The 25549-nt window shown below is 60.3% G+C and carries 19 protein-coding genes, 3 tRNA genes and 1 pseudogene; 4 read left to right on the top strand and 19 right to left on the bottom strand.

Features of this window, described 5'->3' with window-relative positions; translation table 11 throughout:
• Positions 1-2: 2 nt before the first annotated feature.
• From nuoG to RRH01S_RS05935, 11 genes are all read right to left on the bottom strand, one after another.
• Complete coding sequence (nuoG, locus tag RRH01S_RS05985) at positions 3-2084, bottom strand: NADH-quinone oxidoreductase subunit NuoG (protein ID WP_037220630.1); 2082 nt, start codon at positions 2082-2084, stop codon at positions 3-5.
• Between the two features lie 240 nt (positions 2085-2324).
• The gene (locus RRH01S_RS05980) at positions 2325-3026 is read right to left on the bottom strand and encodes a helix-hairpin-helix domain-containing protein (RefSeq protein WP_110924599.1); all 702 of its coding nucleotides are present in this window, start codon (positions 3024-3026) and stop codon (positions 2325-2327) included.
• Between the two features lie 8 nt (positions 3027-3034).
• Complete coding sequence (gene nuoF / locus RRH01S_RS05975; protein ID WP_034518737.1) at positions 3035-4339, bottom strand: NADH-quinone oxidoreductase subunit NuoF; 1305 nt, start codon at positions 4337-4339, stop codon at positions 3035-3037.
• A gap of 10 nt (positions 4340-4349) precedes the next feature.
• Complete coding sequence (locus tag RRH01S_RS05970) at positions 4350-5495, bottom strand: NADH-quinone oxidoreductase subunit E (protein ID WP_007689952.1); 1146 nt, start codon at positions 5493-5495, stop codon at positions 4350-4352.
• Positions 5496-5510: 15 nt separating this feature from the next.
• Entirely contained in the window at positions 5511-5828 is a 318-nt protein-coding gene (locus tag RRH01S_RS05965; RefSeq protein ID WP_007689951.1) for a hypothetical protein, read from the bottom strand.
• Positions 5828-7018 (bottom strand): NADH-quinone oxidoreductase subunit D, encoded by a 1191-nt coding sequence (locus tag RRH01S_RS05960; protein ID WP_007689950.1) that lies wholly within the window; start codon positions 7016-7018, stop codon positions 5828-5830. Before RRH01S_RS05960 ends, RRH01S_RS05965 begins: the two co-directional genes overlap by 1 nt.
• A 68-nt stretch (positions 7019-7086) precedes the next feature.
• Positions 7087-7689, bottom strand: a complete 603-nt coding sequence (locus tag RRH01S_RS05955) for an NADH-quinone oxidoreductase subunit C (RefSeq protein ID WP_007689949.1) — start codon at positions 7687-7689, stop codon at positions 7087-7089.
• An 18-nt stretch (positions 7690-7707) separates the two neighbouring features.
• A complete protein-coding gene (locus RRH01S_RS05950; RefSeq protein ID WP_007689948.1) occupies positions 7708-8289 on the bottom strand; it encodes a NuoB/complex I 20 kDa subunit family protein in 582 nt (193 codons plus the stop codon).
• A complete protein-coding gene (locus RRH01S_RS05945) occupies positions 8280-8645 on the bottom strand; it encodes an NADH-quinone oxidoreductase subunit A (RefSeq protein WP_034519477.1) in 366 nt (121 codons plus the stop codon). Before RRH01S_RS05945 ends, RRH01S_RS05950 begins: the two co-directional genes overlap by 10 nt.
• Before the next feature lie 261 nt (positions 8646-8906).
• Positions 8907-8983, bottom strand: a tRNA-Asp gene (locus tag RRH01S_RS05940).
• A 51-nt stretch (positions 8984-9034) separates the two neighbouring features.
• Positions 9035-9111, bottom strand: a tRNA-Asp gene (locus RRH01S_RS05935).
• A 393-nt stretch (positions 9112-9504) separates the two neighbouring features.
• Here RRH01S_RS05935 and RRH01S_RS05930 point away from each other — a divergent pair.
• Positions 9505-9580, top strand: a tRNA-Val gene (locus RRH01S_RS05930).
• A gap of 280 nt (positions 9581-9860) precedes the next feature.
• Here RRH01S_RS05930 and RRH01S_RS05925 read toward each other — a convergent pair.
• A pseudogene (locus tag RRH01S_RS05925) lies at positions 9861-10856 on the bottom strand (acyltransferase domain-containing protein); the annotation flags it as partial.
• A gap of 143 nt (positions 10857-10999) precedes the next feature.
• Between RRH01S_RS05925 and RRH01S_RS05920 the strand changes: the two are divergent.
• On the top strand, positions 11000-12556 hold the full coding sequence (locus RRH01S_RS05920) for a glycosyltransferase family 2 protein (protein ID WP_042470283.1): 1557 nt from the start codon (positions 11000-11002) through the stop codon (positions 12554-12556).
• A 37-nt stretch (positions 12557-12593) separates the two neighbouring features.
• Here RRH01S_RS05920 and RRH01S_RS05915 read toward each other — a convergent pair whose 3' ends face one another.
• From RRH01S_RS05915 to RRH01S_RS05905, 3 genes are all read right to left on the bottom strand, one after another.
• Positions 12594-12989, bottom strand: a complete 396-nt coding sequence (locus RRH01S_RS05915; RefSeq protein ID WP_007692695.1) for a (R)-mandelonitrile lyase — start codon at positions 12987-12989, stop codon at positions 12594-12596.
• 100 nt (positions 12990-13089) lie between these two features.
• Positions 13090-16551, bottom strand: a complete 3462-nt coding sequence (locus tag RRH01S_RS05910) for a YhaN family protein (RefSeq protein WP_042470281.1) — start codon at positions 16549-16551, stop codon at positions 13090-13092.
• Positions 16552-16554: 3 nt separating this feature from the next.
• Positions 16555-17790: a metallophosphoesterase family protein gene (locus tag RRH01S_RS05905; protein WP_007692700.1), complete on the bottom strand. Its 1236-nt coding sequence runs from the start codon at positions 17788-17790 to the stop codon at positions 16555-16557.
• Positions 17791-18007: 217 nt separating this feature from the next.
• Here RRH01S_RS05905 and RRH01S_RS05900 point away from each other — a divergent pair, with 217 nt between their 5' ends.
• Positions 18008-18994, top strand: a complete 987-nt coding sequence (locus tag RRH01S_RS05900; protein WP_007692701.1) for an aldo/keto reductase — start codon at positions 18008-18010, stop codon at positions 18992-18994.
• Positions 18995-19068: 74 nt separating this feature from the next.
• On the top strand, positions 19069-19806 hold the full coding sequence (locus tag RRH01S_RS05895) for an SDR family oxidoreductase (RefSeq protein ID WP_007692703.1): 738 nt from the start codon (positions 19069-19071) through the stop codon (positions 19804-19806).
• 94 nt (positions 19807-19900) lie between these two features.
• On the opposite strand, the gene hupB is transcribed toward RRH01S_RS05895, so the two are convergent.
• The 4 genes from hupB to clpP form a co-directional block, all read right to left on the bottom strand.
• Complete coding sequence (gene hupB / locus RRH01S_RS05890) at positions 19901-20176, bottom strand: DNA-binding protein HupB (RefSeq protein ID WP_007692705.1); 276 nt, start codon at positions 20174-20176, stop codon at positions 19901-19903.
• Positions 20177-20381: 205 nt separating this feature from the next.
• On the bottom strand, positions 20382-22802 hold the full coding sequence (gene lon, locus RRH01S_RS05885; protein WP_007692707.1) for an endopeptidase La: 2421 nt from the start codon (positions 22800-22802) through the stop codon (positions 20382-20384).
• A gap of 418 nt (positions 22803-23220) precedes the next feature.
• Positions 23221-24498: an ATP-dependent Clp protease ATP-binding subunit ClpX gene (gene clpX / locus RRH01S_RS05880; RefSeq protein ID WP_007692709.1), complete on the bottom strand. Its 1278-nt coding sequence runs from the start codon at positions 24496-24498 to the stop codon at positions 23221-23223.
• 303 nt (positions 24499-24801) lie between these two features.
• Positions 24802-25434, bottom strand: coding sequence for an ATP-dependent Clp endopeptidase proteolytic subunit ClpP (gene clpP, locus RRH01S_RS05875; protein ID WP_007692710.1), 633 nt, complete (start codon positions 25432-25434; stop codon positions 24802-24804).
• Between the last annotated feature and the right edge of the window lie 115 nt (positions 25435-25549).

The raw sequence follows: 25549 nt of genomic DNA, 5'->3' as shown, positions 1-25549 counted from the left end.
CCTTACTCTGCCGCAGCCTGGAAATTGTTGCGGGCCAATGCGGAGCACTCGGCCATAACCGCCGAGGCACGCGCTATCGGGTTCGTCAAATAGAAGTCTTTGATCGGCGAAGCAAACGCGGATTTGCCCATCGCGCCGGCTTTTTTCGCAAGTGCGACAATTTGAGCGCTATCGCCTTCGGCGATCTCGTCAATACCGGCGAAATGCGGGAAAGCGGCATAGAGCTTGACGCGCAATTCTCTCAGCGAATCAAAGGGAAGCTTCTTGCCGAGTACGTCGGAAAGAGCGCGGATGACAGCCCAGTCTTCGCGGGCGTCGCCCGGGGCGAAGCCTGCGCGGTTGCCGACCTGTACGCGGCCCTCGGTGTTGACCCAGGTGCCCGACTTCTCCGTGTAGGTGGCCGCCGGCAGGATGACGTCGGCGTTGTGTGCGCCGTTGTCGCCATGCGAGCCGATGTAGACGGTGAACTTCGCGCCCTTGCTGCTGAAGTCGAGTTCGTCGGCGCCGAGCAGGAAGAGAACGTCCATCGAAGAGAGCATTGCCTGAGCGTTGACGCCCTTTTCGCCCGGCACGAAGCCGAGATCGAGGCCGCCGACGCGGGATGCTGCGGTGTGCAGCACTGCAAAGCCGTTCCAGTCATCCTTGACCACGCCGACGGCAGCGGCGAGCTTGGCGGCATTCGCCAGCACCTTGGCGCCGTCTTCGCGGATGAGCGCGCCCTGGCCGATGATGATCATCGGCTTCTGCGCGGTCTTCAGAACGTCGGCGAAGCTGTGCGAGCCGCTGACGAGATCGGCAAGCGTCTCCGGACCGGCGCCGAGATAGTCGTAGGGGTAACGCAGGTCGCCATGTTCGCCGATCACACCGATCGGGAACTTGCCACGACGCCAGCGCTTACGGATACGCGAATTCATCACGGCTGCTTCGACGCGCGGATTGGCGCCGACGATCAGCAGCGCATCGGCGGCTTCGATGCCTTCGATGCTCGGATTGAAGATGTAGCTTGCACGGCCAAGCGACGGATCAAGCGCCGTCCCGTCCTGGCGACAGTCGAGATTCTCCGATCCCAGCGATTTCAGCAGCTCGGAGAGAGCGTACATTTCCTCGACGGATGCGAGGTCGCCAGCGATCGCGCCGATCTTGTCGCCGCTCGTAGCAGCGACCGCAGACTTTATGGCAGCGAAGGCATCGCCCCAGGTCGCCGGCTGCAGGCGGCCGTCCTTGCGGACGTAAGGCTTGTCGAGGCGCTGCGTCTTCAGACCGTCCCAGATGAAGCGGGTCTTGTCGGAGATCCATTCTTCATTGATCTGCTCATTGACGCGCGGCAGCACGCGCATGACTTCGCGGCCGCGGGTGTCGACGCGGATAGCCGAGCCGAGTGCGTCCATGACGTCGACCGATTCGGTCTTGTTCAGTTCCCACGGACGAGCCGTGAAGGCGAAGGGCTTCGAGGTCAGCGCGCCGACCGGGCAAAGGTCGACAACGTTGCCCTGCAACTCGGAGGTCATCGCCTGCTCGAGATAGGTGGTGATTTCGGCGTCTTCGCCACGGCCGATCAGGCCAAGTTCGGAGATGCCGGCGACTTCCGTCGTGAAGCGGACGCAGCGCGTGCAGTGGATGCAGCGGTTCATCACGGTGCTGACGAGCGGGCCGATATACTTGTCTTCGACGGCGCGCTTGTCTTCCTGATAGCGCGACGAGTCGATACCGAAGGCCATGGCCTGGTCCTGCAGGTCGCATTCGCCGCCCTGGTCGCAGATCGGGCAATCCAGCGGATGGTTGATCAGCAGGAATTCCATCACGCCTTCGCGGGCCTTCTTGACCATCGGCGTGTTGGTGAAGACTTCCGGAAGCTCGCCGTTCGGGCCGCCGCGGATATCGCGCACGCCCATGGCGCAGGAAGCCTGCGGCTTCGGCGGGCCACCCTTCACTTCGACGAGGCACATGCGGCAATTGCCGGCCACCGACAGTCGTTCATGGAAGCAGAAGCGCGGGACTTCGGCGCCGGCTTCCTCGCACGCCTGGATAAGCGTGTAGTGATCCGGGACTTCGATCTCTTTGCCGTCAATCTTCAGTTTTGCCATCGTCCACTCAGTCCTATGTCACGTCTGCCGCCGAACCTGGCCACAGACAATTTCATGACCGCAACACCTACTCGCCACCGGCACGGCATTTGAGCCGCGTGGCACCAGTCTTGCTCACAATCACCTTTGCCGAACCTTGTCCCCCACAAGATCCGCATTCCGGCGAACTATCACGGGCAGCACCTGCACCATGTCCACCGCTCATTCTCACTCCAAGGCTGGATCAGCCGTGGAAAACTCTCAAGCCCGGCCTTTCGGCTGGAGCGCCTTTGCCTGGCCGACCCAATCGTCACGGCGGATACGGCCGTCGAAACCGAGATCCGCATCGATCCGATCGATATCCGCGTCGCTCCAGGCGGCGATATCGGCAACCCGCAGAATGCCGCGCCCGTTCAGAACCTGCTCAAGCTTCGGACCAATGCCCGAAATCCGCTTCAGGTCATCCGTCTTCACGGCAGCCTTGCGGCTACGCACCGGAACCGCCGCTGGCTTAGCCGCAACCGGCGCCTCAACGGCAATCTTGGCTTTGGCCTTCGCCGGCACCTTTGCTGGCGCAGTTTTCACCGCGGCCAGCTTCGGCTCGACCTTCTTCACCGCTGCCTGCTTTGCAACGATGGGCTTGGCACCGGGCGACGCCTTGACCGGCTTCGCTTCCCCTGCCCCGTCCTTCTTTGCCGCCGGCTTTTCTTCATCCGGCACAACAGATTGCCTGTTCGTCGCTTCGACCGCGCCCTGCAGCGCGCCGAAGAACGCTCCGGCGATCTGCGACGTGAAACCGAAACCGATGGCAGCAGCCGCGGCGAATGCCGCCGCGGGATGCGCCATCAACGGATGGATCGGCATGACCGGCGCGTTCCGCAGCATATCCGCAGCAATACGGCCGAGATCAGCCGATGCATCGGCCGCTCCGCTGTCTTGCCTGGTATCTGAGGTCTTCGCCATCGTCATCCTTACTCGGCTGCTTCCAGCACTGCGCCGTGACTCGTCGCATTGGCCGTGTACTGGTCGATGCGCTTTTCGATTTCCGGGCGGAAGTTGCGGATCAGACCCTGTACCGGCCATGCGGCGGCATCGCCGAGCGCACAGATGGTATGGCCTTCGATCTGCTTCGTCACCTGGAACAGCATGTCGATCTCGCGCTTCTGCGCATTGCCCTTGGCCATACGTTCCAGCACGCGCCACATCCAGCCGGTGCCTTCTCGGCACGGCGTGCACTGGCCGCAGCTTTCATGCTTGAAGAAGGCCGAGATGCGGGCGATCGCCTTGATGACGTCGGTGGACTTGTCCATGACGATGGCCGCCGCCGTACCGAAGGACGACTTGACTTCGCGCAGGCCGTCGAAATCCATCGGGCAATCGATGATGTCAGCCGCCGGAACGATTGGGCACGACGCGCCGCCGGGAATGACGGCAAGGAGATTGTCCCAGCCGCCGCGAATACCGCCGCCATGCTTGTCGACCAGCTCGCGGAAGGTGATGCCCATCGTTTCCTCGACCGTGCACGGACGATTGACGTGACCGGACAGCATGAACAGCTTCGTGCCGACATTGTTCGGACGGCCGAAGGAAGAGAACCAACCGGCGCCGCGACGCAGGATCGTCGGGGCAACGGCGATCGACTCGACGTTGTTGACGGTGGTCGGGCAGCCGTAGAGACCCATATTGGCCGGGAATGGCGGCTTCAGGCGCGGCTGGCCCTTCTTGCCTTCCAGGCTTTCGAGCAGCGCAGTTTCCTCGCCGCAGATGTAAGCGCCGGCGCCATGATGAACGTAAACATCATAATCCCAGCCCAACTTATTGTTTTTGCCGAGAAGTCCGGCATCGTAGCATTCGTCGATCGCCGCCTGCAGCGCTTCACGCTCACGCATATATTCGCCGCGAACGTAGATGTAAGCGGTGTTGGCACCCATGGCGAACCCGGCGATGACGCAGCCTTCGATCAGCGTATGCGGATCATGGCGCATGATGTCGCGGTCCTTGCAGGTGCCAGGCTCCGACTCGTCGGCATTGACGACGAGGTAGTGCGGACGGCCGTCGTTTTCCTTCGGCATGAAGGACCACTTGAGGCCGGTCGGGAAGCCTGCGCCGCCACGACCGCGAAGACCGGAGGCCTTCATCTCGTTGATGATCCAGTCACGACCCTTTTCGAGGATCTGCTTGGTGCCGTCCCAATGGCCGCGCGACATTGCGCCCTTCAGGGACTTGTCCTTGTGGCCGTAGATATTGGTAAAGATGCGATCTTGATCTTGTAACATGCTTCACCTCTTACCGCGGCTTCTTGCCGAAGACCTTGATATATTCCGCTTCGCCACCCTTAGCGAGTGCCTTGGCCTGATTGATCCAGTCGTCGCGCTCGATGCGGCCCTTGAAATTCAGATAGCCGTCGACCCATTCGCGTTCGGCCTTCTTCCACTTTGCGACCTGCGCGAAGGTGAAAATACCCAACTCGTGCAGGATGGCTTCGATCTTGGGACCGACGCCGGAAATCAGCTTCAAGTCGTCCGGGGTCGCCGGCTTCTCGATGCCGGCCGGACGGTTCTTGTCGGTCAATGCCGGCTTCTGCGCGCTTTCGGCCTTGCTGGCCGGCGCCTTGACAGGCTCGGCGGCGGCAGTTCCTGAAAGCGGCTGCGCTTCGGCTGCCTTGACATTCTTGGCGGCGGCTGCCGGCGCGGTCGCCGGTGTCTTCAGCGCTGCGTTGGTTTCAGCGTCGGTGCTCTTTGGGCGAGCCGCTTCGGATGGCGGAACCGGAGCTGCATCGACCTTGGCGGAAGCCTTGCCGCTCGCGCTCTTTGCCTTCGGGGCCTCCGTCGTCAGCGACGTCAGGCCACCTTCCGGCGCGGAGAAGACGCGGTCGATCTGCGGACCGGTCGGAACCTTGCTGCCCTCGCCTGCTGAGAATGCATCGATGATCTCTTCGAGACGTTCCGGCGTCAGATCCTCATAGGTATCCTTGCCGATCACGACCATCGGTGCATTGACGCAGGCGCCCTGACATTCGACCTCTTCCCAGGAGAGCGTGCCGTCGGCATTGCGTTCGAAGGCGTGGCCATTGATCTTGCTCTTGCAGACCTTCACCAGCCCTTCGGCGCCGCGCAGCATGCACGGCGTCGTGCCGCAGACCTGGATATGCGCCTTGGTGCCGACCGGGTTGAGCTGGAACTGCGTGTAGAAGGTCGCGACTTCAAGCGCACGGATGTGGGCCATATCCAGCATATCGGCGATCGTCTCGATAGCCGCCCTGGTGACCCAGCCTTCCTGCTCCTGCGCGCGCATCATCAGCGGGATGATCGCGGATTGCTGGCGGCCCTCTGGATATTTCTTGATCGTCTTTTCCGCCCAGACCGCGTTCTCCTTGTTGAAGGCGAAGGCTGCTGGCTGGAATTGATCTTCGGCTAGTCGACGAACGGACATCTTTCACGCCTTATCTCAGTTTATGGACCCACACCGCGTATCCGTCAGGGACAGGAATTCGCAGGCATAGGCCGACTGGTCTTTTTGCATAAACACAACAAACTTTCCGCCGTTCGGCACAGCGGCCTTGATTTCATAACCGCGTGACACGAGATCGGCCATGGTCGATTCCGTGCCTGGCGGGATTGCATTGTCACCCTTTGCAACATTCGGGCTTTTGGCATTCGAACCTTGCAGAGAGATGCTGGGCAACGTCTGCGTCTTGCCGACCTGCTGGGCGGAAGCGCCCGAAGCAACAAGCAGCACAGCAGCGATGACCAGCCATTGCTGCATCAGCGATCCACCTCACCGAACACGATGTCGAGCGAACCGAGTACGGCCGCGACGTCGGCAAGCTGATGGCCGCGGCACATGAAATCCATGGCCTGCAGATGCGCGTAGCCCGGGGCGCGGATCTTGCAGCGATACGGCTTGTTCGAACCGTCGGAGACGAGGTAGACGCCGAACTCGCCCTTCGGCGCTTCGACGGCGCAATAAACCTCGCCAGCCGGGACGTGATAACCTTCGGTGTAGAGCTTGAAGTGGTGGATCAACGCTTCCATCGAACGCTTCATCTCGCCACGCTTCGGCGGTACGACCTTACCATCGAGCGAAGAAACCGGACCGGTCTTGGCATCGCCGAGCAGACGGTTGACGCACTGCTTCATGATACGGACGGATTCGCGCATCTCGATCATACGGATCAGATACCGGTCGTAGCAGTCGCCGTTCTTGCCGATCGGAATGTCGAATTCCAGATCCGAATAGCACTCATAGGGCTGCGAGCGGCGCAGGTCCCAGGCGGCACCCGAGCCGCGAACCATGACGCCAGAGAAGCCCCAGGCCCAACAGTCTTCCAGCGAGACGACGCCGATGTCGACGTTGCGCTGCTTGAAAATGCGGTTTCCGGTCAGAAGGTCGTCGATATCGTCGAGTGCCTTCAGGAAGGGATCGCACCAATCGCCGATATCCTGGACCAGCTTTTCCGGCAGATCCTGGTGAACGCCGCCCGGACGAATGTAGGCAGCATGCATGCGCGAGCCCGAAGCGCGTTCATAGAACACCATCAGCTTTTCGCGCTCTTCAAAGCCCCAGAGCGGTGGCGTCAGCGCACCGACGTCCATGGCCTGCGTCGTGACGTTCAAGAGATGCGAAAGGATACGGCCGATTTCCGAGTAGAGCACGCGGATCAGCTGACCACGGATCGGAATTTCGATGCCGAGCAGCTTTTCGACGGACAGCGCATAGGCATGTTCCTGGTTCATCGGCGCCACATAGTCGAGGCGATCGAAGTAAGGAACGGCCTGCAGATAGGTCTTGGTCTCGATCAGCTTTTCCGTGCCGCGATGCAGCAGGCCGATATGCGGATCGACGCGTTCCACAATTTCGCCGTCCAACTCGAGGACAAGACGCAAAACGCCGTGCGCAGCCGGGTGCTGCGGACCGAAATTGATGTTGAAGTTGCGGACGTTATGTTCTGTCATGGCGACGGGCTCGCGTTTTCAGGTATTCTAGAGAATGGCAGGCTGAAAGCCCGCCACACACCATCAAATTATGCCTTTGCTTTCTCATCGCCCGGCAGCACGTAGTCCGTGCCTTCCCAGGGAGACAAGAAATCGAAGTTACGGAATTCCTGCTTCAGCTCGACCGGCTCGTAGACGACGCGCTTGGCAGCGTCATCGTAACGAACTTCAACGAAGCCGGTGGTCGGGAAATCCTTGCGCAGCGGGTGGCCTTCAAAACCATAGTCGGTCAGGATGCGGCGCAGATCCGGATGGCCGGTGAAGAGAACACCGTACATGTCCCAGGTTTCGCGCTCGAACCAGTCGGCGCCCGGATAGATGCCGCAGGCCGACGGAACAGGCTGATCTTCAGCGACCGGAACCTTGATGCGGATACGCAGGTTCTTCTTCGGCGACAGCAGATGATAGACAACATCGAAACGATCGGGGCGCTGAGGCCAGTCGACGCCGCAAATATCCGTCATGTTGACGAAGCCGCACTTGGCATCATCACGCAGGAACGTCAGCAGTGCGATAACGTTTTCGGCCGTCGTCGTCACGTTCAGCTCGCCATACTTGATCTCGCTGGACGAAATCAGGGCGCCACGAACTTCCGTGAGATAGGTGGCGAGCTCGTTCAGGGCTTCACTCATAATACCTTGTCCCCTGCCTTACCGTTCGATCGTGCCGGTGCGCCGGATTTTCTTCTGCAGCAGAAGCACGCCGTAAAGCAGCGCCTCCGCCGTGGGAGGACAGCCCGGTATATAGATATCGATCGGCACGATGCGGTCGCAGCCGCGCACAACCGAATAGGAATAGTGATAGTAGCCGCCGCCATTGGCGCAGGAGCCCATCGAGATGACGTAACGCGGTTCCGGCATCTGGTCATAGACCTTGCGCAGCGCCGGAGCCATCTTATTGGTCAGCGTGCCGGCAACGATCATGACGTCCGACTGGCGCGGCGAGGCGCGCGGCGCGAAACCGAAACGCTCGACGTCGTAACGCGGCATGGAAACCTGCATCATTTCGACGGCGCAGCATGCAAGACCGAAGGTCATCCACATCAGCGAACCGGTACGAGCCCAATTGATCAGCTCATCGGTCGAGGTGACCAGGAAACCCTTGTCGGCGAGCTCGTTGTTGATCTCGCCGAAGAACGGATCGTTGCTGCCAACCGGTTTACCGGTTGCGGGATCGATGATCCCCTTCGGCTGCGGCGCAACGAGCGTTGTGTTGCTTTGGGCTACTCCCATTCCAGGGCTCCCTTTTTCCATTCATAAATAAAGCCGATGGTCAGCACCGCGAGGAACACCATCATCGACCAGAACCCGAGCCAGCCGATCGCACTGAAGGATACGGCCCAGGGAAAGAGGAAGGCGACTTCCAGGTCAAAGATGATGAAGAGGATCGACACCAGGTAGAACCGGATATCGAACTTCATACGGGCGTCATCGAATGCGTTAAAGCCGCACTCATAGGCCGAGAGCTTTTCCGAATCGGGCGCCTTGAAAGCAACGGCAAACGGCGTGATCAACAACGCCAGGCCGATCACTACGGCAATACCAATGAAAATCGCTATCGGAATATAGGAACTGAGCAGTCCAGTCATCATGTCCATCCCTGCCTGCCATGAGCGCCGGGGCGGCGCCTTTGAGCAAATGCCCAAGCCAAGCGAAAGAGCGTTGCAACAAAGCCGTGGTTAGCGCAGCCGGAGCGCGGGCGCAAGCCTTTTGAATGTCTCGCTTCAAGCACTAGCGAAGCGGACTTATCAATGTGTTGCAACGATATCGCGACAAATCGGCACAAAGGCTAAAAGGGCCTTTCGCACTCGCAGCAAATAGATGATTGATTGTAGTTACTTGAAGCGAAATGGCGCGAGTGACGGGGCTCGAACCCGCGACCTCCGGCGTGACAGGCCGGCACTCTAACCGACTGAGCTACACCCGCGCATTGTTTGACCTTACGGCCCGGCAAAAGCCCGGAATTCATTCTTTGAAATGGCGCGAGTGACGGGGCTCGAACCCGCGACCTCCGGCGTGACAGGCCGGCACTCTAACCAACTGAGCTACACCCGCATTCATTTCAAAGCGTTCCGGATGCTTTCGCACCCATCAAAGCGGCCTTAGCCGTTCGATGAGCGGCTAACTACGGGGTTCGTGTTTGGGTGTCAAGCAGGTTTGAATACAAATCCGTGACAGATTGCGAATTGTTTTCAGAAGCGACGCCGGCGCGTTTCGGTTCCATCGATTTAGCATGGCTGGTTCGCGCCCCACGCATTTCTAAAACGGCTGATACGCCCCGCCCTCCCCCGGCCTGCTTTCGAGAAAGCACATATTGTTGATAACCTGCGCCGAGACGGCGCGAACAAAAAAATCAAAAAATCTTCACAAACACTCTTGCGGTTTTTCGTCGTTCCGCATAGATCACGGCCACCGAAACGCGGCGGGCAATTGCACCGCTTCGCTGAAGGGCGATTAGCTCAGTTGGTAGAGCGCCTCGTTTACACCGAGGATGTCGGGAGTTCGAGTCTCTCATCGCCCACCATTTTTTCAAAAAAAGATGAATAGGCAAAGCCGCGCTTGGCAATTGTTCAACGCTCGTTCTCACTTCGGGGAGAGCGCGCCCTCTATATCTTGCGCACGAATGGAACCGGGCACGCCGAAGCGTGCCGCTCAGTAGTTGCCCGTGATGACGATCGTCAAAAGCACTGCCGAAACAAGCACGAGAGCTGCGATGGCCAACTCCCATGGCCAGTGATTCGCCATGGAGGCGATGAAGACCAAATCTTTTGTGCCGCGTCCTTGAACCAGCTCCTTTAAGCTGGTGCGCCATGAGCAACAGCTCGCGCGAAGGACTGCGAGACCGGATCACGACCGGGGAGCGGCACCTCACGCAGCAACGTAGGGACCGCGACCGCCTGGATGGATGCCTCCTTGGCGATTTCCGTAACATAGTTCGAGAGAATCGGGCGCGGCGCGATCTCGATAAACAAGTTGCACCCCATCGCCATCGCCGCCTGACAGGCAACCTTGAAAAGCACAGGATCGCGAACATTGCGCCACCAATATTTGGTGTCCAGCAGACGCCCATCATAGAGCTCACCTGTCACCGTCGAAATGAAAGAGGCCGTGCCAGCGTCCGGCGCGACATCTAGCAGATCCGCGAGGAAGGCATCCTTTGCCCGGTCGATGATCGGATGATGAAAGGGATAGTTGATGTCGAGTATGTGCACGACAATGTGCGCCTGGCGGGCAGTATTCTTGAATGCCTCGATCTGGTGGACAGGACCGGAAATCGTAACCGAATTCGGTGCATTGATCGCCGCGATGCAAATATCGTCTAGGTCGTGTGCCTTGGCAAAGGCGAGTGCGCCATCCTCATCGAGAACAACGGCTGCCATCTTGCCTTCACCGGCAAGAAGATCCTGATGCAGCGAGCGTTTAGCGATGATGGCGACCGCCTCGGCAGCCGTCAGTGCTTTGGCCACATAGGCGGCTGCTATTTCACCAACCGAATGGCCGAGGACAACATCAGGCTTTACACCAAGCGCCGAGAGGCAGTCCGAGAGGGAAACTTGAACGGCAAACAGCAGGGGCTGCGCAACCTTCGTATCGGCAAGCCGCGAAGACAGGTCAGCGGACACCAGGATATCCGTCAGCCTCTCGCCAAGATAGTATTCAAAGAGAGCACTGAACGACTGGAAACATTGCCGGAAATGGCGGTTCTCTTGATAAGCCTCGACGCCCATTCCCGCCCATTGCGAACCGTTACCAGAGAAGACGAAGGCAATTTTGATCGGTTGGGCCGGCAATTCACCAGTGAAATATTTAACCGGTGCCGTCGGCAGCGGACTTAATCCATTAAGCTTAATCTCCAAGGCCACGCTCCAGCTTCGACGGCGCTCGCCACGCTTCGTCCCTCCCCAACTTATGCCATTCGATGACGTCATCCAAGTCTTGTAGCATGCCAGCACCGCAAAACGAGCAGGGCAAAGAACTGATTCTCAGCGACGACGGATCGACTTCGGAAGAAACGAGGCGATGGTATGAGACGCAGAAGTTGAAGGGCAATATCCGGTTCGTTCTGAACGGCAGGAATGGCGGCATAGCGGCTGCCTCCAATGCCGGGCTGTCTCAGACCCGTGGCCTATGGGTTGCCTTTCTGGACCATGACGACATGATCGCGCCGCATACGTTCAAGGTCGTGCGGCATGTCTTCAAACAAAATCCACGCGCGAATTTTCTCTATACCGACGAATTGGTGGTCGACGATATGCTGAAGGCAACAGGACTGATGCTGAAACCGGCCTACGATCCCGTTCTCCTGACGGGCGTCAACTACATCAATCATTTCTCCATCTATCGCCGCGGCCGGCTCCAGGAGATCGGCTATCTGCGCACCGGATATGACGGCTCTCAGGATTATGACTTGCTGTTGCGCTATCTGGATGGATTGCCCGACGATACAATCCTGCACTTGCCCTACCCGGCCTATTGGTGGCGGCGCAATGGCCGCACCTATTCGCGCAAGTTCATGGATGCGGCGACCACCAATGCCCGCAAGACGCTTTCCGAACGATTCGCGCACCGGCAGCAGCCCATTCGCACGGAAGAGGCGCTGACGGACACCCTCCATCGCGTCATGTTCGAGCGGCCGGAGGCTGCCTGGCCCAAGGTTTCGATCATCATCCCCAGCAAGGACAGCCTCGACCTGATCTCGAGGGTGCTGAAGGATATCTTCGAACGCACGGATTACCCCAATTTCGAGGTGCTGGTCGTCGACAACGGCTCCTCGGATCAGGCTGTCCTCGATCTCTACGACCATTATCGTCGGACCTACCCGCAGTTCTCCGCGTCGATCATACCGGAACCGTTCAACTTCTCTCGTTCGGTCAATCGAGGCCTCAGTGCCGCTACAGGCGAACACTATCTGATCCTCAACAATGACGTCGAAATCATCGAGCCGGGCTGGCTGAAAGAGAAGGTGACCTGCCTCGCCTATGAGGGAACCGGCATTGTCGGCGCCAAGCTGCTCTATGGCAATAACAAGCTCCAGCATGCCGGTGTCATCGTCGGCTTCGGCGGGCTGGCCGGTCATTGGTATATGAACAAGCCTAGGGAATTTGGCGGCCCGATGAACAGGCTGCATGTCCGCAATTCGATGACCTGCGTCACAGGCGCGGTGATGCTGATTTCCGGCGACTGCGCCCGCGCCATCGGCGCATTTGACGAAGAGAATTTCGCGGTCGCCTATAATGACGTCGACTATTGCGTGCGTGCCCACAAGGCCGGGTTCCGCATCATATGGACGCCGTTCGCCTGCCTCTACCGCCATGAATTGGTGTCGCGCGGGTCCGACAACTCGGGAGAGCGGAAAAAGCGCTTCGAGCGGGAGAAGGATAATTTGCGCAGGCTAGACGAGACGCGGACCTTCGTGGATCGCGCCCTCAATCCTGCCTATAGCCGGGACAAATCGGCCCCCAAGATCCTGATCCCGACGAAATTGCACACGCCACAATGAGTTCACGATCCGGCCGGATCGATGTCTTATCGCGTCGTTAGGCGCGATACTGTTCCTCGCTCACATATTCCATCCAATCCGCAGCCTTGCCATCCTGCGTCTCTTGAATAGCGATATGGGTGAGTGCGGTCTCTGGTCCCGCACCGTGCCAATGTTTTTCGCCGGGCTCGAACCAGAGGACATCACCGGCATTGATCTCCCGGATGTCGCCGCCCCAGCTCTGCGCGACCCCCTTGCCCGCGGTTATCACCAGGGTCTGTCCGAAAGGATGAGTATGCCAGGCGGTGCGGGCGCCCGGCTCGAAGCTGACGCTGACGACCTGGACGCGGGCTGGCGCCGGCGCTTGCATCAACGGCTCCTGGCGCACCTCGCCGGTAAAATACTCCGCCGGTGCCTTCAGCGTTGGGCGTGATCCATTAGGCTTAATTTCCACGGCTTTTCTCCTGCTTTGACCGGCGCTCGCCGCGTCTCGCTCCTACTGCCAGCCTATGCCATTCGGTGAAATCATCCAAGGCCGACATTCTGCCGGGCGCTCAAAGCCGGATCAGGTCCAAACCCCCACCGATCTCCCGCTTGGCGATCTCGACCACGCTCATCTCATGGGTGAAGAGAATGGTCTGGAAACGCTCCGCCGTGCCGGCGAGCGCCTTCAATCCGGCGCTGGCGCGCTCGTCGTCGAAGGTCTGGAAGATATCGTCGACGATCAGAGGGGCCGGTTCGTTGCGGGCGGAATAGTCTTCGAGGAAGGCAAGCCGCAAGGCGAGGTAGAGTTGATCGCCGGTTCCCTCGCTCAAGCCTGCTAGCGGCACGCGCTCGCCGCCGGAGCGTTCGGCCAGCAACTGCAGCGTATCCGCGTCGTCGTGTTCCTCGACCAGCCGCGTGAAGCCATGGCCGGTCAGCAGCGAGAAGAGTTCCCCTGCCCGCGTGATCACCGGATCGGCCTGCTGTTCGCGATAGGCCTCCATCGAGCTTGCCAGCATCTGTGCGGCAAGCTTCAGCACCACCCATTGCCGCGCCAGGTCCTTGGCTTCCTGCTCGGCGGAAAGCTTTTCGAAGACGGCGTATTCGGCGCTGACGCCGGTTTCAAGCGCGCTCCGTTGCCGCTGGTTTTCCGCCAGGCGGGCCGCGAGCGCACCGTTAGCGCTGAACTGCCTCTGGTCCTCTGCAGATAGCCGCTCGATCTCCAGTCCGGCGGCGACGCGTTCGAAGCCGACGAGTTCGGCACGAATCACCTCTTCGCCATCGCCTTCCGACTGCTGACGCAAGCGGTCGCGGCTTTCGGCGAGCCGCGCATGCAAGCGGGCGCGATCGCGCAGGCGCGAGAGCAGAGCCGGCAGATCGGTGTCCTCGGGCAAATCCGCTGTTAGATCGGCAAGGGCGGCCGTGACCGTCGCAAGCGCCTCGCCACAATGGGCGGCCTGCGCCTCCGCGCGTTGGCGCTCCTCCTCGAGCCGGTCATGCTTCTTCTGCTCGCCACGCACCGCGCTGACACGGGCGTGCAATGCCTCGGCGGCGGCATCCGGCGGCAGATGATCCACCTCGTATCCAGCGGTTGCGGCAAGGGTAGCGAGCCGCCGCTCGAAATCGGCCATGTCACGGCGCATGCCGCTGACGCGGCGCTGGCGATTGTCATGCTCAGCCAGAACATCCGGCAACTCCGTCCATGCCTTCAAGGCTGCGGCAGCCATTTCCAGCGTCGCATCGGCGGAAAGACCGAGCGACAGGACTGCCTTGCCGAAGGCATCGCGCCAAACGGCTTGACGCCGCTCGATAACCTGTTGCTGCTCGCCAAGCCGCGTCAGCCGGTCCCGCGCCGCGCCGATCTCGCCTTCGCGCGTCCGGCTCTCGCTCCAATGCTCCGACAGCAAACGGAGATGTTTTCTCAAACCTTCCGCCATTGCGCCCGGCGGCAGGCGGCCGCTCTTGTAGCCGGTGGCATCAGCAATATCCTTCAGCGCCGGCGAGATACGCGTCTCCGCCAAGCCAGCCTCACTCCGCTCATCCTGCAGATCACGGAGAGCCCGGCGCTCGCGGAACAAAGCCTCGACCCCACGCCGCCATTCCAGCATGGCTGCCGGATCGAGAGCGGAAACACCCGATGCATCGAAGAGTGCCGCGAAAGCGGCCAGCGCCTTTGCCGAGGCTTCCTCGCGCTGCTGCAATCGTTTTGCGGCCTCCTCGCACTCCTGCAGCAATCGTGCCTGACGCAGGCGGTTATCGGCATGGCGCGAGACGCGATCCGCATCGCTCAATGCCGCATCGGCCAGTCGATCCGCTTCAGCCAGGGTTGCCGCAAAAGCGGCGATCGCTTTGCCGTCCGGAGATTGGCCGGCATCCGTCAGCCCATCGCGGATCGATCGCCATTGGACATCACGCGCTTCACGCGCGCCGGCGATCTGTTCACGGGTGACGATCGGGCCGGTCCGCTCCGCATCTGCCAGCGCCTGTTCGATCTCTGCCAATTGCTCATCATAGCCGCGCAGCTTGTCGGATGCTTCGCGTACGCCGGCGCGGGCCGCATCTATGGTCTCCCGATGCGCGGCGATCTCGGCGCCATCCGGCAACGATGTAGCAAAGAGCGCGTCGATATCGGCGACCGCCGGGCGCAGGCGGCCCGCGGCCTCGCGAAGATCCGTCACGATACGGCTGATCTGCGTCTCAAGCCCATCAAGACGGGCAAGGCTAGCGAGATCACTTGCCAATGCTTCCAGCTGATCTGTGTACGGCCTCGGATCGATCAGGCGGCCCGCGGAGCCGTCCTTCTCCAACGATGCCAGCTGCCGGCGCTCGCTGTCCAATTGCTCGGCATTTCCCTGGCCCTGCTGCAACAGCCGCCTGCCTTCCTCGACCAGTTCGGAGAGGCGGACGCGATCGGCGTCGCTGGGCTGCTGCTTTTCCAACTGTGATACATCGGCAAAGCCAAGGCGGCGGCCGAGTTGCGCAAGCGTCGCCTCATAGCCGGCCAGTTCCTGATCGACGCGCGGCAGATCCTGGCGCTGGCTGCGATAATTGCCGGTATCGGCAAAGAGCTGGGTGATATCGTCGGCTAATTGCAGCACGGTTTCGTCGATGCGGATCATCGACAGTTCTTCGCCGGTGCGCGTGGCCAGTTGCTGGGCGCGGTGTAGTTCCTCTTCGGCGGTGCGCTTGTCGTTCAGGCCCCGCTCCAGCCGATCGGCAAAACTGTCCGGTATTGCCGCGAGATCAGCGAGGTCCTCAAGGGCCGCCCTCTCCGCATCGATTTCGGCCAGTAGAGGCTGCAGCGTCTTCAGCTTTTGCAGCCGGTCGAGGGCCTGCCGCGTCTGATGACGCTCATCCTGCAAACGCTCCAACTCGGCCTCGATCTCGGCGGCTTCGGCGAGCAGCTTCTTCCAGTCGCCGGATTTGAGCTCGTTGTCGCGTTCGGCTTTGCGAGCCTCGTCGTGGCGGTCCAGCGCCTGATAAAAACTTCGATCCTTGGAGCGGCGCTGCGCATAGATGCCATCGGCTTCGCCTTCCAGCGACTGGCGCAGGCGAGAGAGGCCGGTGAGACCGGAGGCAGCGGAAAACAGCAGACTGCCTATCTCGCCGCCGCTGCGCAGCATCGCCGTCGCCCCTTGCCGCAATCGGAGGGAATCGAGGCCGAAGGCGCGCTCGAAGACATCACGGCTCAGATTGCCGAGAAATGGCGCCAGGGCATCTTCTGCAAGCGGCGTTTCCTTGTCATCAGGTGCAAGCAGCGTGTTCTTTCGTCCGCGACGCCGACGAAAGGCGAGCGTTGCACCATCGCGCGTGGCGATCGACGCGCCGACGCGCAGGGTCGTCGGCTCGTGCAGAAAGCTTTGCTCAGCGGCAGTCGGAAAGCCAAACAGCAGGTCGGAAATCGCGCTCAACGCCGACGACTTGCCCGCTTCGTTTGGCCCGTAAATGACGTGCAGCCTGGCGCCCGTGCGAAAATCGAGCGTGCGGTCGGTCAGCGCGCCGTAGCGAAGAATATCGAGCCGGTTAAAGCGCATGGGTCAGCCCGCTCCCTGCCCGCGTGCCAGCAGCAATTGCCGCGCCTCTTCGATCAAGGTCTCGATTGAGTCGTCCAGCGGCAGCTCTGCCGCGCCCAACCCGCCCGGCAGGCGGACCGCGATCTCTCCGACCAGCCGGCTTGCTTCGGCCACGATATCCGCGTCACCGGCATGCTCGGAGAGCAATTGCCCAAGATCAAGCGTGCCATTGGCCTCGACAGCAGCCGCAGAGGGCGCTTCGAGCCGCAGTTCAAGCTTTTCCAGCCAGATATCCTCGTGCACGCGATGGCAGGCTGCCTCGACTTCATCGCGCCACTGCTGGCGATTGGCGGCGATAGCACCCTGCAGCGGTGTGATGCCCGACAGCCGCACCCTCAACGCTGTCATCCGCCCTGCCATCTCATCGGCCAGCAATTGCACCGCCTGCTCGACGTGGCGCAGGATCGCGGCCTGATCGTCCTCGGGATCGACTGTGATATCGACCTGCGCAAAACGCGCCTCGTCGACGATCAGGCGTTCGTGGCTGATGCGGCCATCCTCGACGGTGACGAGCACGGCGCCCTTGGCGCCACGTTCGCGAATGCTGCGGCCCTGTAGATTGCCGGGAAAGATCACCAGCGGATCGGTTGCCACCACTTCATAGTCATGGACATGGCCAAGCGCCCAATAGTCGTAGCCGCGCGAACGCAGGTCATCGACCGAGCACGGCGCATAGGGCGCATGCGGCTCGCGGCCGGTGAGCGAGGTGTGGAGAACACCGATGTTGAACCAGCCGGATACGGGTGCCGGATAGTTTATCGCCAGATTGTCATTGGCCGAGCGTTCGGCAAAGCCCTGCCCGTGCAGCGCCACCCGCAAAGCCTCCAGCTTGACGGAGCCCGGCTTGCTGGTTGGGAATTCATGGACATTGGCCGGCAGCGTGATGGTCTTGGTGATGACGCTCGCCGCATCGTGATTGCCGCGCAGCAGATAGACCGGGATTCCGGCTCGTTCCAGGCGCGCCATTTCGCGGTTGAAGAACAGGCCGATCTTGTTGTCCTTCCAATCGCCGTCATAGACATCGCCGGCAATGAGGAAGAAATCGACCCGTTTCTCGATCGCCAGCCCCACCAGCGTCGAGAAGGCCTTGCGGCTCGCCTCCACGAAGATCGAGGCGATCGCGGCATCCTTCAGAGCCAGCCCCTGGAAAGGACTGCCGAGATGCAGGTCGGCGGCGTGGATGAAGCTGAAAGAGGCCATAGGCTCCAGTCGATGTCAGATATCTGGCATCCCTTTTAGGCAAATACGGAGGCAATGAATACCTGCCGGCAGCGGTCATCCCATGCTTTCGTGGATTGCCGAACGCTGTCATATTCCTATGTCACACGATTGCGATCCTGCGCCATCCTCACGCGCTTGCCGCGACTTCAGACGGCTGCTACTGCGCTAGACTTTCAGTACGAACGGAGAGATTTTCATGAGACACCATGCTTTCGGCCGCACGCCCTTCACCGTCACGGATGTCGGCTTCGGCGCCTGGCAAATCGGCGGCGCCTGGGGCGATGTCAGCGAGGCCGATGGCCGCGCGGCACTGAACGCAGCACTCGATGCTGGCATGACCTTCATCGACACTGCCGACGTCTATGGCGACGGCCGCTCCGAAAAGATCATCGCCGACGTGCTGAAGGATCGCGGCGGCGAGCGCCCGATGGTTGCCAGCAAGGCTGGCCGACGCCTCAACCCGCATGTGGCCGACGGCTACACCAAGGCCAATCTCGAAGGCTTCATCGACCGCAGCCTGAAGAACCTCGGCGTCGACAGCCTGGATCTCGTACAGCTGCATTGCCCGCCGACGGAAGTGCTCTACCGCCCCGAAGTCTTCGCAGGTCTCGACGAGCTGCAGAAGGCCGGCAAGATCAAGGGATATGGCGTCAGCGTTGAGAAGGTCGAGGAAGCACTGAAGGCAATCGAATATCCCGGCGTCGTCAGCATCCAGATCATCTACAACATCTTCCGCCAGCGTCCTGACCATCTGTTCTTCAAGGAAGCCAAGCGGAAGCAGGTCGCCGTCATCGCCCGCGTGCCGCTGGCCTCCGGCCTGCTCTCCGGCAAGATCACCCGTGACACGCACTTCGCCAGCGACGATCACCGCAACTTCAACCGCAACGGCGAAGCCTTCGATGTCGGCGAGACCTTTGCCGGCGTGCCCTTCGAGGTCGGCCTGCAGGCGGTGGAAGAAGTGCGCAAGCTTGTTCCAGCCGGTGCTAGCATGGCCGCCTTTGCGCTACGCTGGATCCTGATGCACGAGGCGGTCACCGTCGTCATCCCCGGTGCCCGCAATGCCGAGCAGGCCAAGGCCAATGCGGCCGCCGCCGATCTCGCACCGCTGCCTGCCGACGTCATGGCGGCAACGCGCGAAATCTACGAGCGTCTGATCGCCCCGCACGTCCATCACCGCTGGTAAGAGCAAAGGCCTCTAGAAAACTGGTGGTCGGGTGCAGACCCGGCCACGAACGGGAGACACGGGAGGAGAATTCAATGAAAGTAGCGCTTGTAACGGGTGCATCCCGCGGGCTTGGCGCGGTCATCGCGCGCGGATTGGCGCAGGACGGTTGGGCCGTTGCAGTTAATTATGCGAACGATACCCCTGGAGCGGAAGCGGTAGTTGATGCGATCCGGCAGCAGGGCGGCCAAGCCTATGCGGCAAAATTCAGCGTGATCGACAAGGCTCAGCTGACCGCGGGGCTGGATGCAATCAGGGACGCGATCGGCCCCGTCGACCTGATCGTCAACAACGCAACGGGTCCGCAGCCAAGCATGCCCTTGATGGAGCAATCCTGGCGGACCTATCTCGATCAGCTCGAGTTCTTCGTCAAAGCCCCCCTCGAACTGCTTCAGGCGGTGCTGTCGGATTGGCGCCAGCGCAAGTCGGGACGAATTATCAATATCGGCTCGGAAATAGCAGAGCTCGGCAATCCCAATGTCGGGAACTATGCGGCGGCAAAAGGCGCCATGCTTTCCATGACCCGCTCCTGGGCTCGGGAATTGGCGCCCGAAGGGATTACGGTCAATCTGGTCGCTCCCGGCTGGATTCCCGTCGAACGCCATGTCGGATCGTCCCAGCAGTCGATCGATGACTATCTCGCCCAAACTCCGCTTGGGCATTTCGGAACACCGGAGGACATCGCCCACATGGTGGTATTCCTCGCCTCGAACAAGGCAGACTTCCTGACGGGTCAGAAATTTGCAGTCAACGGCGGACGCACGCTTCTCTGATCGCCGCGTGCCAACAAAAAAGGGGTTCGAAATGATTCGAACCCCTCATATCGTCCGCCATGGAGCAACCGCTCCGACGGCGGGTGAAAACGGATCAGCTGTTAACAGCGTCCTTCAGGCCCTTGCCGGGCGTGAACTTCGGCACGTTACGGGCCGCGATGTCAACTTCAGCGCCGGTCGACGGGTTGCGACCCTTGGAGGCTGCACGGTGAGAAACGGTGAAGCTACCGAAACCTGCGAGACGAATGTCGCCGCCCTTCTTCAGTTCAGCCTGCACGGCATCGAAAACAGCGTCAACAGCGGAAGCAGCGTCGGCCTTCGTAATACCGGCCTTCTCGGCCACTGCGGACACGAGCTCATTCTTATTCATGTTTCCACCCCTTTCTACTGGTATGAAACGACTAGTCTGTTAGCGGGGCGCAGAATACGTATGCTCCGGCCCGCCGCAACCCCAAAAGCCCTGCAAATCAAGGAAAAGCAAGCGCCGCCAAAAGCTTTTCACAAAAAAAGACCGGCAAAAACGCCGGTCTTTTCTCGTTTTATGTCAATTTGTCATAAATCAGGCGAAACCGCACTTAATGCGCGATCGTCGCTCCGACATCGTCCACACCCTCGACCGTTGCAATCACCGGTGTTTCGACGGTGCCGTCCCATTCGATCGGCTCGGGCCGGCGAACCAGCGCATGCTTGATCACCTCGCCCATGCGGGATACCGGGATGATCTCCATGTTGTTCTTCACGTTGTCCGGGATCTCCGCCAGGTCCTTGGCGTTTTCCTCCGGAATGAGCACGATCTTGATGCCGCCGCGAAGTGCTGCGAGCAGCTTTTCCTTCAGTCCGCCAATCGGTAGGACACGGCCGCGCAGCGTGATTTCGCCGGTCATGGCGACATCCTTGGAAACCGGGATGCCGGTCATGATCGAGACCATGGCGGTTGCCATCGCGACACCGGCCGACGGACCATCCTTCGGCGTTGCCGCTTCCGGTACGTGGACGTGGATGTCGCTCTTGTCGAAGCGAGGCGGCTCGATGCCGAAGTCGACAGCGCGCGAACGGACATAGGAGGCCGCGGCGGAGATCGATTCCTTCATCACTTCCTTCAGGTTGCCGGTCACGGTCATGCGACCCTTGCCCGGCATCAGCACGCCTTCGATCGTCAGCAGCTCGCCACCAACTTCCGTCCAGGCGAGACCGGTGACGACACCGACCTGGTCTTCACGCTCGGCTTCGCCGTGGCGGAAGCGCGGAACGCCGAGATACTGGTCGATATTCGCAGCGGTGACCGCAACGGACTTGCTCTTGCCCTTGATGATCTCGGTGACCGCCTTGCGGGCGAGCTTCATCAATTCGCGTTCGAAGTTACGAACACCGGCTTCGCGGGTGTACTGCTGGCTAATTGCCATCAGGGCATCGTCGCTGACCGAGAATTCCTGCGGCTGCAACGCATGTTCCTTGATGGCCTTCGGCAGCAGGTGCCGCTTGGCGATTTCGCGCTTCTCGTCTTCGGTGTAGCCGGCGATACGGATGACTTCCATGCGGTCCATTAGCGGAGCCGGAATGTTCAACGTGTTCGCCGTCGTGATGAACATCACGTCCGACAGGTCGTATTCGACTTCCAGGTAGTGATCCATGAAGGTCGAGTTCTGCGCCGGATCCAGCACTTCGAGCAGGGCCGAAGACGGGTCGCCACGGAAATCCATGCCCATCTTGTCGATTTCATCGAGCAGGAAGAGCGGGTTGGACTTCTTGGCCTTCTTCATCGACTGGATGACCTTGCCGGGCATCGAGCCGATATAGGTACGGCGGTGACCACGGATTTCGGCTTCGTCACGAACGCCGCCAAGCGCCATGCGGACATACTCGCGGCCGGTCGCCTTGGCGATCGACTGGGCAAGCGAGGTCTTGCCGACGCCCGGAGGGCCGACGAGGCACAGGATCGGGCCCTTGATCTTGGTCGCGCGGGCCTGGACGGCCAGATATTCGACGATGCGCTCCTTGACCTTGTCCAGACCGAAGTGATCCGCTTCGAGGATCTTCTCGGCATTGCCCAGATCGGTCTTGATCTTCGACTTTTTGTGCCACGGAATGCCCAGCAGCCAGTCGAGATAGTTGCGCACGACAGTGGCTTCCGCCGACATCGGGCTCATCTGGCGCAGCTTCTTCAGCTCCGCATCGGCCTTTTCCTTGGCTTCCTTGGATAGCTTCGTCTTGGAGATGCGCTCTTCCAGTTCGGCCATCTCGTCGCGGCCTTCCTCGCCGTCGCCGAGCTCCTTCTGGATCGCCTTCATCTGCTCATTCAGATAGTATTCGCGCTGGGTCTTCTCCATCTGGCGCTTGACGCGCGAGCGGATGCGCTTTTCGACCTGCAGGACCGAAATCTCGCCTTCCATGAAGCCGAGCGCCTTTTCGAGGCGGCCCTTGACGCTGGTGGTTTCCAGCATCTCCTGCTTCTCGGTGATCTTGATCGACAGGTGCGAGGCAACCGTATCGGCGAGCTTCGAATAGTCTTCGATCTGGCTGGCCGCACCGACTACTTCCGGCGAAATCTTCTTGTTGAGCTTCACATAGCTCTCGAACTCCGAAACGACCGAGCGGCTCAGCGCCTCCAGTTCGACCGGATCTTCCGCTGGCTCATGCAGGACGTGGCCGAGGGCCTCGTAGAAATCCTCGCGCGCCGTATAGGTGTCGACCTCCGCGCGTGCCTTGCCTTCGACCAGCACCTTAACGGTGCCGTCGGGAAGCTTCAGGAGCTGCAGTACATTCGCCACGGTGCCGACCTTGTGGATCGCATCCGGGGCCGGATCGTCGTCGCTGGCATTGATCTGGGTCAGCAGCATGATCTGCTTGTCAGACCCCATGACCTCTTCCAGCGCGCGGATGGATTTTTCCCGTCCGACGAACAGCGGCACGATCATGTGGGGGAAAACCACGATGTCGCGCAACGGCAATACCGGATAGGCAATGCTCTCATTTGCCGCAGACGTTTTCTTAGTCATGTCATTTCCTTTCCGTCGTCCCGTTCCCGGGCTCTCTGCCGGCCTTGGGGGATTAGCCGGCTCTCTCACTTGGGTTAGAAGTGGAGCTTCACATTATCTATTTCAAGTCGTGCAGGACGCGCGCCGTGAGGCAGCGAGACACGAATTCACAAGGAGGAACGCAACAACAAACACCGGACCCCGGCTACTCGAACACTGCCGGCAACGCAGGCCGCGGAGGACCACAGCCGAGCAAAAACCCGATCCACCGACGATTCCGGAATCATGCCATCATGGCTGCGGCGGGCGCTCTTCACAACCGGTTTGGACGGCGTTCCCATAAGCTTATCCCGGACTTTATCAGGAAACTGTACGATTTTTCAAATAGAAAGGGGCCCGTCAACGACGAGCCCCTGTATTTAAGCTGCAGATCTGTCGATCAGGCGGTGGCGTTGGCCTTTTCGTCCTGCCGATCGGCGTAGATATAGAGCGGGCGGGCGGAGCCGCGAACCACTTCCTCGGAAATGACCACTTCGCGAACACCTTCCAGCGCCGGCAGATCGAACATGGTGTCGAGCAGGATCTTTTCCATGATCGAACGCAGGCCGCGAGCGCCGGTCTTGCGCACGATCGCCCTACGGGCGATTTCGCGCAATGCGTCCTCATGGAAGTTCAATTCGACGTCTTCCATCTCGAACAGGCGCTGGTACTGCTTGACGAGCGCGTTCTTCGGCTCCGACAGGATCTGGATCAGTGCATCCTCGTCCAGGTCTTCCAGCGTCGCCAGGACCGGCAGACGGCCGATGAATTCCGGGATCAGGCCGAACTTGACCAGATCTTCCGGCTCCAGCTCGCGCAGCACTTCGCCGACACGGCGGTCATCGGGGCCCTTGACGGCAGCACCGAAGCCGATCGAGGTCTTTTCGCCACGAGCGGAGATGATCTTGTCGAGACCGGCAAACGCGCCGCCGCAGATGAACAGGATGTTCGTCGTGTCGACCTGCAGGAATTCCTGCTGCGGATGCTTGCGTCCACCCTGGGGAGGAACGGAAGCGACCGTGCCTTCCATGATCTTCAGAAGCGCCTGCTGCACACCCTCGCCCGAGACATCGCGGGTGATCGACGGATTGTCCGACTTGCGGGAAATCTTGTCGACTTCGTCGATGTAGACGATACCGCGCTGGGCGCGCTCGACATTGTAGTCGGCAGCCTGCAGTAGCTTCAGGATGATGTTTTCGACGTCTTCACCGACGTAACCAGCTTCGGTCAGCGTCGTGGCATCAGCCATCGTGAAGGGCACGTCGATGATGCGGGCCAGCGTCTGCGCGAGATAGGTCTTGCCGCAGCCGGTCGGGCCGACGAGCATGATGTTCGACTTCGCCAGTTCGACATCGCCGTTCTTGGACGCATGCGCGAGACGCTTATAGTGGTTATGCACCGCCACCGACAGGATCTTCTTCGCCTGCCTCTGGCCGATGACATATTCGTCGAGAACCTTGATGATGTCCTGCGGCGTCGGCACGCCGTCACGGGACTTGACCATCGAGGATTTGTTTTCCTCGCGGATGATGTCCATGCACAATTCGACGCATTCATCGCAGATGAAGACGGTCGGTCCGGCAATCAGCTTCCGGACTTCATGCTGGCTCTTGCCGCAGAATGAACAATACAGAGTATTCTTGGAGTCGCCGCCGTTGCTGCCGCTGACTTTGCTCATATCCTTTTCCTTCCAGCACGCCGCGGATTTTCCAATCGAAATCGCGGTCCACTCAATGCGCCCGCCGGACCTGCCCCTCGTTTCATCAGCAGATCGCGGCGCTCTTCGGGGTACTGAACGCAGCCCAGCAATCATACCGGGCCGCGGTGGCAACGAATCCCCCTTCGAATGCCGAATGCCATGTCATAAAAACGCTACATAGCATGAATGCGTACTATTACCGTGTTCCGCTCCACATTAAACCCCTATTCGATCACAAATGGGATAGAACTGTGGCGTAGAAGTCACCGCTGCGTGGATAACTCACGTAGCGGCTTCACCTTCCATTTCGGTACGCGACGTCAGCACCTTGTCGATCAGACCCCAATCCTTGGCCTCGTCGGAGGACATGAAGTGGTCACGATCCAGCGTCTGCTCGACCTCTTCATAGGTCCGGCCGCAATGCTTGACGTAAATTTCGTTCAGGCGACGCTTCATCTTGATGATGTCGCGAGCATGCCGTTCGATGTCCGAAGCCTGCCCTTGGAAACCGCCCGACGGCTGGTGAACCATGATGCGGGAATTCGGCGTTGCGAAACGCATGTCCTTGTCACCAGCGGCAAGCAGCAGCGAGCCCATGGACGCAGCCTGGCCGATGCAAAGCGTCGAAATTGCCGGCTTGATGAACTGCATCGTATCGTAAATCGCCATACCGGCGGTCACGACGCCACCCGGCGAATTGATGTAGAGCGCGATTTCCTTCTTCGGGTTTTCAGCCTCGAGGAAAAGAAGCTGGGCGCAGACCAGCGTCGCCATGTGATCTTCGACCGGGCCGGTCAGGAAGATGATGCGTTCCTTCAGCAGGCGGGAATAGATATCGTAGGACCGTTCCCCGCGGTTAGTCTGCTCAACAACCATCGGCACCAGAGCCATAGCTGTATCGACTGGATTTCTCATGTGCGTCCTTTACCAAGCTTGCCCCGACGGCGATAACGCCGGGAATCGAATAAAATCCTTTATCCCTACATAGAGTGTCCCTGCCCTACACTTCAAGACGCCCGAAGGGATAACG

This window comes from Rhizobium rhizogenes NBRC 13257, assembly GCF_000696095.1.
Lineage (GTDB): Bacteria > Pseudomonadota > Alphaproteobacteria > Rhizobiales > Rhizobiaceae > Rhizobium > Rhizobium rhizogenes.
Note: the sequence above shows the minus strand (reverse complement) of the source record. Positions and strands in the feature narration are given on the sequence as shown.